The sequence below is a fragment of the Marinobacter lutaoensis genome, from assembly GCF_001981305.1.
GTDB lineage: Bacteria > Pseudomonadota > Gammaproteobacteria > Pseudomonadales > Oleiphilaceae > Marinobacter > Marinobacter lutaoensis.
On record NZ_MSCW01000008.1, the window covers coordinates 330,462 to 340,297 of the forward strand.

10 protein-coding genes are annotated in these 9,836 nt (G+C 64.8%); 5 read left to right on the plus strand and 5 right to left on the minus strand.

The window, feature by feature from the left end; translation table 11 throughout:
- Nucleotides 1–10 precede the first annotated feature (10 nt).
- The 5 genes from BTO32_RS14670 to BTO32_RS14690 form a co-directional block, all read right to left on the minus strand.
- Complete coding sequence (locus tag BTO32_RS14670) at nt 11–748, minus strand: glutamine amidotransferase (protein WP_076725386.1); 738 nt, start codon at nt 746–748, stop codon at nt 11–13.
- Nucleotides 749–766: 18 nt separating this feature from the next.
- On the minus strand, nt 767–1,495 hold the full coding sequence (locus BTO32_RS14675; protein ID WP_076725387.1) for a YebC/PmpR family DNA-binding transcriptional regulator: 729 nt from the start codon (nt 1,493–1,495) through the stop codon (nt 767–769).
- A 107-nt stretch (nt 1,496–1,602) separates the two neighbouring features.
- Complete coding sequence (locus BTO32_RS14680; protein ID WP_076725388.1) at nt 1,603–2,403, minus strand: oxygen-binding di-iron domain-containing protein; 801 nt, start codon at nt 2,401–2,403, stop codon at nt 1,603–1,605.
- Nucleotides 2,404–2,547: 144 nt separating this feature from the next.
- Nucleotides 2,548–2,976 (minus strand): SRPBCC family protein, encoded by a 429-nt coding sequence (locus tag BTO32_RS14685; RefSeq protein ID WP_076725389.1) that lies wholly within the window; start codon nt 2,974–2,976, stop codon nt 2,548–2,550.
- 94 nt (nt 2,977–3,070) lie between these two features.
- Nucleotides 3,071–3,973, minus strand: a complete 903-nt coding sequence (locus BTO32_RS14690) for an AraC family transcriptional regulator (protein ID WP_076725390.1) — start codon at nt 3,971–3,973, stop codon at nt 3,071–3,073.
- Nucleotides 3,974–4,108: 135 nt separating this feature from the next.
- Here BTO32_RS14690 and BTO32_RS14695 point away from each other — a divergent pair, with 135 nt between their 5' ends.
- The 5 genes from BTO32_RS14695 (at nt 4,109) to mmsB (ending at nt 9,675) form a co-directional block, all read left to right on the plus strand.
- The gene (locus BTO32_RS14695; protein ID WP_076725391.1) at nt 4,109–5,602 is read left to right on the plus strand and encodes a CoA-acylating methylmalonate-semialdehyde dehydrogenase; all 1,494 of its coding nucleotides are present in this window, start codon (nt 4,109–4,111) and stop codon (nt 5,600–5,602) included.
- Nucleotides 5,603–5,689: 87 nt separating this feature from the next.
- Nucleotides 5,690–6,856: an acyl-CoA dehydrogenase family protein gene (locus BTO32_RS14700; RefSeq protein ID WP_076725392.1), complete on the plus strand. Its 1,167-nt coding sequence runs from the start codon at nt 5,690–5,692 to the stop codon at nt 6,854–6,856.
- A 22-nt stretch (nt 6,857–6,878) separates the two neighbouring features.
- Nucleotides 6,879–7,658, plus strand: a complete 780-nt coding sequence (locus tag BTO32_RS14705; protein ID WP_076725393.1) for an enoyl-CoA hydratase — start codon at nt 6,879–6,881, stop codon at nt 7,656–7,658.
- An 18-nt stretch (nt 7,659–7,676) separates the two neighbouring features.
- A complete protein-coding gene (locus tag BTO32_RS14710; protein WP_076725394.1) occupies nt 7,677–8,768 on the plus strand; it encodes an enoyl-CoA hydratase/isomerase family protein in 1,092 nt (363 codons plus the stop codon).
- A gap of 10 nt (nt 8,769–8,778) precedes the next feature.
- On the plus strand, nt 8,779–9,675 hold the full coding sequence (mmsB, locus tag BTO32_RS14715; RefSeq protein ID WP_076725395.1) for a 3-hydroxyisobutyrate dehydrogenase: 897 nt from the start codon (nt 8,779–8,781) through the stop codon (nt 9,673–9,675).
- Nucleotides 9,676–9,836: the final 161 nt, after the last annotated feature.

A 9,836-nucleotide genomic window follows, 5' to 3' on the forward strand; every position in this document is an offset into this window, starting at 1 on the left:
CCGTGTCGGATCAGCGCTGGTGTGTCAGCAGGTAGTCGGAAAAACGGGGCAGCAGCTGGCTGGCCTGGGGAGCGGGGCGAACGTCGGCCAGGAGCCGGTCCGGTGCCAGTCCCTCGCGGACCAGTTCCGGTGCCTGGACCTCCAGGTAGGCGCGCATCACGGCGTCGGTGAATTCCGGGTGGAACTGAACACCCCAGGCGCAGGGCCCGACCCGGAAGGCCTGATGCGGCTCGAACGCCGAGCGCCCGAGCAGGATCGCCTCCGGTGGCAGCCGCAGCACCGACTGCCGGTGGGTGAGCTGGGCGGGGAACCGCCGGGGCAAGGCGCCAAACAGCGGGTCTTCCGCGGCTGCGGCGGTCAGCTCCACTTCCCGGGTGCCGGTTTCCCGGCCCTGCGGATGGTAGCCCACCTCGCCCCCGAGGGCGTGGGCCAGCAGCTGGTGGCCATAGCACACGCCGAGGACCGGAACACGGGCGTCCACGGCCCGGGCCAACCAGCGGGCCGCGGCCTCGCTCCAGGATTCCCGGTCGCTGACCATGGCCGGCGAGCCGGTAACCACCACGCCGTCCCAATCCGCGGGTTCGCCCGGCAGGTCGTTTGCGGTTACGTCCGTCACCGTGGTGTCCAGCGCCGGCGACAGCCCCCGCAAGAACCAGTCGTCGAAATCACCGAAACGTTCCCGGATGCTCGGGTAGGTGGTGCCGGTCTTGAGGATCACGACCCGGGGGTGGCGCTGGCGGCTGGTCATGGCCAATCTCCGTGGGGCTCAGGATGCCTGGGGCAGTTCGGCGTTGTGGTAGACGTTCTGGACGTCGTCCAGGTCGTTCAGCATATCGAGGAATTTCTCGAACAACGCCACGTCGTCGCCCTGCACCTGGGTGGTGGTCTTGGGCAGAAACTGGATCTCGTCGACGTCGAACTCAATGCCTGCGAAGGCGTCTTCCAGAGCCTGCTTGGCCTTGGCGTATTCGGTGTTGGGGGTGAACACGGTGATGCGGCCGTCCTCATTCTCGATGTCGGTGACGTCCACGTCTGCCTCCATCAACGCTTCCAGCACGGCATCCTCGTCGTCACCCTTGAAGGCGAAGATGGCGCAATGATCGAACATATGGGCGACCGCGCCCGGTGTGCCGATCTTGCACTTGGTCTTGGTGAAGGCCAGGCGTACATCGCCAAAGGTACGGTTCGGGTTGTCGGTCAGGCAGTCGACGATCACCATGCAGTTCCCGGGACCGTAGCCCTCGTAGCGGGCGGGGGAGTAGTCCTCGCCGGCGCCACCCCGGGCCTTTTCCAGGGCCTTTTCGATGACGTGGGACGGTACTTGGTCTTTCTTGGCCCGCTCGATCAGCCCCCGAAGAGACAGGTTGGCGTGCGGGTCGACACCGCCCGATTTGGCGCACATGTAGATTTCACGGCCGTACTTGCTGTAGACCTTGGTTTTCTGAGCGGCCGTCTTGGCCATGGATTCTTTGCGGTTCTGGTAGGCTCTGCCCATCTGACCTGCCTCTGCTTGCGGTTCTGGGAAAGGCCGGATTTTACTCAACAAACGGGTTCGGGGACAGGTTTTCGGAGCACCGGGGCGCATAGGCCCGGTGCCCGGGCTCAGATGTATTCGACGGGGCGGGTGTAGTTTTCCTGAGTCAGCAGGTCGATACCGCAGGGCAGTTCGGATACCCAGTTCAGGAACCGCTCGATCATTTCCGGGCCCTCGAAGCGCTTGCCATGCTGGGGCACGATCATGTCCACCTCCAGTTCCCGCACCATGTTGGCCCAGAACTGGCAGACCTTCCGCGAGGCGATGTAGCGACGGTGGAAGCCGATCATGCTCGGGACGTGGCGGTCGAAATCCTGCACCGGCAGGTGGTCGTCCTCGCCGCCGAGGGAGGCGCCGAGGTCACCGGAGAAGAGAATCCGGGCGACCGGATCGTAGAACTGAAGGTTGCCCACCGAGTGCATGAAGTGGGCCGGCAGGCACATGATGTAACTGTCGCCCAGCTTCACGTGGGCACCGGCGTCGGGGATGCTGATGATCCGGTCGTACACGCTGCCGGTGAGCTGGCTGGTGACATAGTTGGAGACCAGGTGGGGCAGAAACCGGGCCCAGAGGCGGGAGGTGACGACCTTGGCGCGGGTATGGACGATCCAGCGGTCGATGGCGCCGATGATGTCCGGATCCTGATGCGACGCGAACACGTAGCTCATGTTCTGGAGGTTCATGTAGCGGGAGGCGGCGACCGAAAGGGGGGTGTAGGTGAGGTCACCGCCGGGGTCGATCAGCGCTTCGTGCTTGCCGTCCACGATCAGGAACTGGTTGGACTGGACGCCCTCGCCAGTGACCAGGGAATCGAACATCAGGCATTTGTGGTGTCCGTTATCGAACAGGACGATGGGTTCGGCGGCCATCTTTGTCTCCCGCTGGGTTGGTCTTCGGCACGCTAGCCGGATATTGCAAACCAGCGGGAGGTTACAGAATTGGCCAAAATCGGCTCTTGCGCCAAATCAATTTCCCGGGCGTCCCAACGTAACGGTTTGTTGCCGGGACCGGTTTCAGGCCATCTCCGGCACCTTCCGGATACCCCGGCGGATGCCCTGCTCCAGCGCCCGCGCCAGCAGTTTGCCGGTCCCCGGGATGCGGTCCTCGAAGGTGATGGTGTAGTGCAGGTGGGTCCGGCCATCGGGGGTGTCGGCGAAACGGATGCGGCCATGGTGATTGCGGATCGGGCTCAGGCTGCTGATGCTGTATTCGATCAGGGTGTCCGGTTCGAAATTGAGCACGGTTTCTTCCAGCCCGATCGGGCCCAGGCCGATCTTGCGTACCGAGCCGATGCCGTTGGGGTCCGCCTGCACGCTGTCGCGGATGCGCCGGACCGGCGCGCCCAGCAGGCGCCCGAAACGTTGATGGTCGGCAAACAGGGCAAACACCCGGCTGCGGGGAACGTCGAAGGTTTCCTGGATCTCAATGGTATGTCGAGCCATGGAGTTATCTCTTGTTGTTGGTTGTTGCGCTCAAGATTAGCGACTTCGGGCGGTCAACAAAAGTGGCCGGAGGCGCGTCAGGTCGGCCTGGCCTTCAATGCCGCGCGGTGTGCCGGTAGTCCCGGGGGGACTGCCCCATGATCTTCTTGAACAGCCGGGAAAAATAGTAGGCATCGTCATAGCCCAGGCGGCGGCTGATTTCGGCGAAGCTCAGTTCGGTGGTGTCCAGCATTTGGCAGGCCCGCTCCACTTTCAGGTGCAGGAAGTGCTGGATCGGTGCGGTGCCGGTCTGCTCCCGGTAGCGGGTGGCGAAGTGGGCCGGCGACAGCCCCGCCAGGTCTGCCAGCTGCTCCAGGGCCAGGCGCTCGTCCAGATGTTCGCGCATATAGCCGTGGATCGTGTCCAGGTCCAGGGTGCGATCCGGCCGTACCTCCTCCGGACTCAGGGGAATGGCGGCCAGCAGCTGGCGTAACCGGTTGGCGGCGTGAACCAGTCCGCGCATGCGAAATCCGGTCTGGCGCACCGACAGCAGGCCGTTGAAATCCACCAGTAGCCGTGGCTGCCGGCCCACGGAGCGGATGCGGGTCTGTTCGTCGAAGCCGAGATAGGCATGAAATTCCGGAGCCAGGGGACCGGTGTAGTGGACCCAGTGGATGGTCCAGGGGTTGTCCGGGTCGGCGGTGTAGCGGTGGCTGGCGCCGGCGGGCAACAGCACCAGGTCGCCGGCCTCCACGGTATGGGGCGTACCGGCGACATTGAGGAACGCCCGGCCGTCGGTGCAGTAGATCAAAAGATTGTCGTGGTGATGCTCTCGGTGCATGTGGTGCCCGGCTGCTTTCCGGTAATGGCCAAAGGCCAGGGGATACAGTTCCCGGGTCAACGGGTGACTGGACAGCAAGCGAACAATGGGCTCCGGTACCACATAGCGGACGCTGTCCGGGGGCACCGGCCACTGTGAGGTTTGCGCGGCTTTTTTGGGGGGAGCGGTCAGGGTCATCGAAAAATAATCCATCATGACCGAAATTTAGTCAATCACACCCGGGCCGGGGCCATGCTAGTCTCTGGTGCACATCGTGACCCGGACCCGCTGTCCGGGTCGTTTTCCCGCATAACAACAAACAGGGATACCCACATGAAACACGTTCCCCAGTACATCGGTGGTGACTTCGTTCAGAGCGAGACCCGCGACTGGATCGACGTCACCAATCCCGCCACCAACGAAGTGATCGCACGCGTGCCCTGTGCCACCGAGGCGGAGATGCGCCGCGCCATCGACCATGCCGGTGAGGTGTTCCGGACCTGGAAGGAAGTGCCGGTCTCCGAGCGGGCTCGGGTGATGCTGCGTTACCAGGCTCTGCTCAAAGAGCACCACGATGAGATCGCCGAAATCCTGTCCCAAGAAACCGGTAAAACGTTTGATGACGCCAAGGGCGACGTCTGGCGGGGGATCGAGGTGGTTGAGCACGCGGCCAATGTGGCGTCACTGATGATGGGCGAAACCGTCGAGAACGTGGCCCGGGAGGTGGATACCCACTCCTGGATCCAGCCGCTGGGCGTGTGCGCCGGCATCACCCCGTTCAACTTCCCGGCGATGATCCCGCTGTGGATGTTCCCCATGGCCATCGCCTGCGGCAACACCTTCGTGCTCAAGCCCTCCGAACAGGATCCGCTGACCCCGATGCGCCTGGCCGAGCTGTTCGAACAGGCCGGCGCGCCCAAGGGCGTGCTGCAGGTGGTGCACGGAGCCAAGGCCCAGGTGGATACGTTGTTGACCGACCCGGCCATCAAGGCGATCTCCTTCGTCGGTTCGGTGCCGGTCGGCCGTTACATCTATGAAACCGGCACCCGCCACATGAAGCGCGTCCAGAGCTTTGCCGGGGCCAAGAACCACATGGTGATCATGCCGGACGCCGACAAGCAGCAGGTCATCAATGCCCTGGTGGGCGCTTCCGTCGGCGCCGCCGGCCAGCGCTGCATGGCGATTTCCGTGGCGGTGTTCGTGGGCGAGGCCCAGCAGTGGATTCCGGAACTGAAGGAAGCCATGGCCAAAGTGCGTCCGGGAGCCTGGAACGACCCGGGCGCCAGCTACGGCCCGGTGATCAGCGCCAAGGCGAAAGAGCGCATCGAGACCCTGATCGCCCGTGGTGAGGCCCAGGGGGCCAAGCTGCTGCTCGATGGCCGGGGTTGCACCGTGGATGGATTCCCGGACGGCAACTGGGTAGGGCCGACCCTGTTCTCGGAAGTCACTCCGGACATGGACATTTACAAGGAGGAGATCTTCGGCCCGGTCCTGTCCTGCATGCACGTGGACTCCCTAGGCGAGGCCATCGATCTGATCAACCGGAGCCCCTACGGCAACGGTACCTCCATCTTCACCAATTCCGGTGGCGCGGCCCGGCGTTTCCAGCACGAGATCGACGTGGGCCAGGTGGGCGTCAACATTCCCATCCCGGTGCCGCTGCCGTTCTTCTCCTTCACCGGCTGGAAGGGGTCGTTCTACGGCGACCAGCACGCCTACGGCAAGCAGGCGGTGCGCTTCTACACCGAGACCAAAACCGTGACGTCCCGTTGGTTCTCCAGCGAGGCCATATCCACGGAAGCCAACTTCTCCATCCAGCTTCGTTGACCGCGTTGAGGGTGAAATCTGGGGCCGGGAGCGACCGGCCCCCTGTCTCCGTGCTTGCACGCACCCTCGAAACACAGGAGCCAGGCAATGGACTTCAATCTCACTGACGATCAGCTCGCGTTCCGCGAGGCGGCCCGTGCCTTCGCCGAGAAATCCATAGCGCCGCACGCCGCCCGCTGGGACGAGGAGCACATCTTTCCGGTGGACGTGCTGCGTGAGGCCGGCGAGATGGGATTCATGGGCATGTACACCCCGGAAGCCCTGGGCGGCATGGGGCTGTCCCGACTCGACACCTCGGTGATCGTCGAGGAACTGGCCGCCGCCTGTCCCTCGACCGCCGCTTTCATCACCATCCACAACATGGCGACCTGGATGGTGGCCAGTTTCGCCTCCGACGACCTGCGCCAGGAAATCGTCCCGAAACTGGCCTCCGGACAATGGCTGGCCTCCTACTGCTTGACCGAGCCCGGTGCCGGTTCCGACGCCGCCAGCCTGCGGACCCGAGCGGTCCGGGACGGCGACCGCTACGTCATCAATGGCAGCAAGATGTTCATCTCCGGTGCCGGCAGCACCGACATTCTGGTGCTGATGGCCCGCACCGGCGATGCCGACAGCGGGGCCCGGGGCATTTCCACCTTCGTGATCCCGGCCGACGCCGAAGGGATTTCCTACGGCAAGAACGAGGACAAAATGGGCTGGCACAGCCAGCCGACCCGGCTGGTTACCCTGGAGGACGTGCGCATTCCCGCCAGCAACCGGGTGGGCGAGGAGGGCCAGGGGTTTGCCATCGCCATGAAAGGACTGGATGGCGGCCGGCTCAACATCGCTACCTGCTCGTTGGGCGGTGCCCGCTCGGCCCTGCTGAGGGCCCGCAACTACCTGCACGAACGGCAGCAGTTTGGCAAGCCACTGGCGGCCTTTCAGGCGCTGCAGTTCAAGCTGGCGGACATGGCCACCAACCTGGTGGCGGCACGTCAGATGGTGCGCCTGGGGGCTTTCAAGCTCGACAGCGGCGACCCCGAGGCGACGCTGTTTTGCGCCATGGCCAAGCGTTTCGCCACCGACGCCTGCTTCGAGGTAGCGAACGAGGCGCTGCAGCTGCACGGTGGCTACGGCTACATCCGAGAGTACCCGCTCGAGCGTTACCTACGGGACCTGCGGGTACACCAGATCCTTGAAGGAACCAACGAAATCATGCGCCTGATCGTGGCGCGTCGTGTGCTGGAGGCCGGTGTGGCCGAGGCCATGAATTAACCGCAAGAGACAGGAGACCCCCATGAGCGAACCGATTCAGCTCGAAAAACGCGGACACATTGCGGTACTGACCATCAATAACCCGCCGGCGAACACCTGGACGGCGGAGTCGCTGGCGGCGCTGATCCGGACCGTGGAAACCCTTGACGCTGACGACAACATCTTTGCCCTGGTGGTGACCGGGCAGGGTGAAAAGTTCTTCTCCGCCGGCGCCGATCTGAAAACGTTTGCCGACGGGGACAAGGCCCGCGCCAACGAGATGGCGCGCCTGTTTGGTGACGCCTTCGCCACCCTGACGGCCTTCCGGGGCGTGTCCATTGCCGCCATCAACGGATATGCCATGGGCGGGGGCCTGGAGTGCGCCATGGCCTGTGATATCCGGATCGCCGAGGCCCATGCCCAGATGGCCCTGCCGGAGGCTTCCGTGGGACTGCTGCCCTGTGCCGGCGGCACCCAGAACCTGCCCTGGCTGGTCGGCGAGGGCTGGGCCAAGCGCATGATCCTGTGCGGTGAGCGGGTCGATGCCGAGACCGCCTTGCGCATTGGTCTGGTCGAGGAGGTTGTACCCAGCGGCGAGGGGCTGGCCAAGGCCCTGGCCCTGGCCGAGGGCGCTTGTCGCCAGAGCCCGTCCGCCGTAGCCCGGTGCAAGACCCTGGTGATGAGTGCGCGGGACGGCCGCAGCCACAGCGACGGCTGGCGCATGGAGCGGGAGCTGTTCGTGGAGCTGTTCTCCACCGAGGACCAGAAAGAGGGTGTGAACGCCTTTCTGGAAAAACGCAGCCCACAGTGGAAAAACCGCTGAGGCGGGGGAGAGGGTGTGATGAGCGACCAACCTCTGGTGTTCGAAGAGTGGCCGGCGGGTGATGCGTCGGTCATTGCCGCGGTCCGGATCCATTCCCCGCGTAATCTCAACTCCCTGTCACTGGACATGATCCGACTGCTGCGGCCCCGCCTGGAGGCGTGGGCCGAGGATGAACGGGTGGTTGCGGTCTGGCTGGAGGCGGAAGGCGACAAGGCATTCTGCGCCGGCGGCGACATTGTGTCCCTGTACCGGAGCATGACTGAGCCCGGCGGCTCCGACCTGGGCGAGGCCTTCTTCCGGGAGGAATACCAGCTCGACCACCAGATTCACGAATTTCCCAAGCCGGTGATCTGCTGGGGGCACGGCATCGTCATGGGCGGCGGCATCGGCCTGATGGTAGGCGCCTCGCACCGGGTGGTAACGGAAGCCTCTCGCCTGGCCATGCCGGAGGTGAACATCGGCCTCTACCCGGACGTGGGGGCCGGCTGGTTCCTGAACCGGATGCCGGGCCGGCTGGGGCTGTTTCTGGGCCTGACCGGGGCCCGCATGAACGCCGCCGATGCGTTATACACGGGCATGGCCGACCGCTTCATCCAGCATGCCTTCAAGAGCCAGGTGATCGACACCCTGCGGGGCGAGCGCTGGCAGGGACGGGACGCCCACGGGGTGATCGGCAGCGTGCTGCGTCAGTTCGAGGCTCGTAGCCGAGAAGCACTGCCGGAGTCGCCGCTGCGCCGGCATTACGACGACATCCAGAGGGCCACAGACGCCGATACGCTGGTGGACACGGTAGCCCAGCTGCAGGAGCTGGCGGGCCGTGACGACTGGCTCGGCAAGAGCGTGCGCGGTCTGACCAACGCTTCGCCCACCTCGTTGGCGCTGACCTGGCGGCACCTGCGCTCCTGCCGGCTGGAGGGCTTGCGGGCGGTGCTGGATAAGGAACGGGTGCTGTCGGTCAACTGCTTGCACAAGGGCGAATTCGCGGAGGGAGTCCGGGCGCTGCTGATCGACAAGGACCTGCAGCCGCGTTGGCGATACCCCTCCCTGGTCGATCTGGACACCGACTGGATCGAGGATTTCTTCCGGGAACACGACAACAACAAGAGGTAGGAGAATCGACATGGCGAAGATAACGTTTATCGGCCTTGGCAACATGGGGGGGCCCATGGCGGCCAATCTGCTCAAGGCCGGCCATCAGGTCACTGTATTCGATCTGTCCCAGGCCGCCGTCGAGGCCCTGGTGGCCGACGGGGCCCGTACCGCCGGCTCCGCCCGGGACGCCGCCGTGGGCGCCGAGTGTGTCATCACCATGCTGCCGGCGGGGCAGCACGTGGAAGCGGTGTATCTGGGGGAGGACGGGCTGCTGGCGGCGTTGCCCCAGGGTACCCTGGTCATCGACTCCTCCACCATTGCGCCGGAAACCGCCCGTGATGTGGCCGAGGCCGCCAGGGCCCGGGGGCTGGCGTTCATGGATGCGCCGGTCTCCGGTGGCGTGGGGGGCGCGCGGGCGGGCACACTCACCTTCATCTGCGGCGGCGAGGCCGACACCTTCGAGCGGGTCCGTCCGATCCTCGAAGGCATGGGCAAGAACATTTTCCACGCTGGCCCCCACGGCTCCGGCCAGGTGGCAAAAATCTGCAACAACATGCTGCTGGCGATCCTGATGACGGGGACCAGCGAGGCCCTGGCTCTGGGGGTCAGGAATGGCCTGGATCCGGCGGTGCTCTCGGAAATCATGAAGCAGAGCTCCGGGGGTAACTGGGCGCTGAACGTCTACAATCCCTGGCCCGGGGTGATGGATGGCGTGCCGGCATCGCGCGGGTATGAAGGCGGTTTCCTGGTCAAGCTGATGGCCAAGGATCTGGGGCTGGCGTTCGACAACGCAGTCAGAAACCAGGCCGCTATCCCCATGGGCAGCTTGGCCCGTAACCTGTTCCAGCTGCACGCCGGGCAGGGGAACGAGGACCTGGATTTTTCCAGCATCCAGCGGCTGTACCACCCCGACGCGGGGGCGTGAGCTGCTCAGCCCGGGCACTGGATTTTCAGCGCCCGGGCTGGTAATTTTCACGCTGCCGGGTCCGCCTGCCGTCATGGAATCGACGAGGCCGCCCCGCGAACAATGGATGGACCCCCTCTTCAAGGATTGAAGCCATGCCCCAGGCCACTGGATTGCAGTTC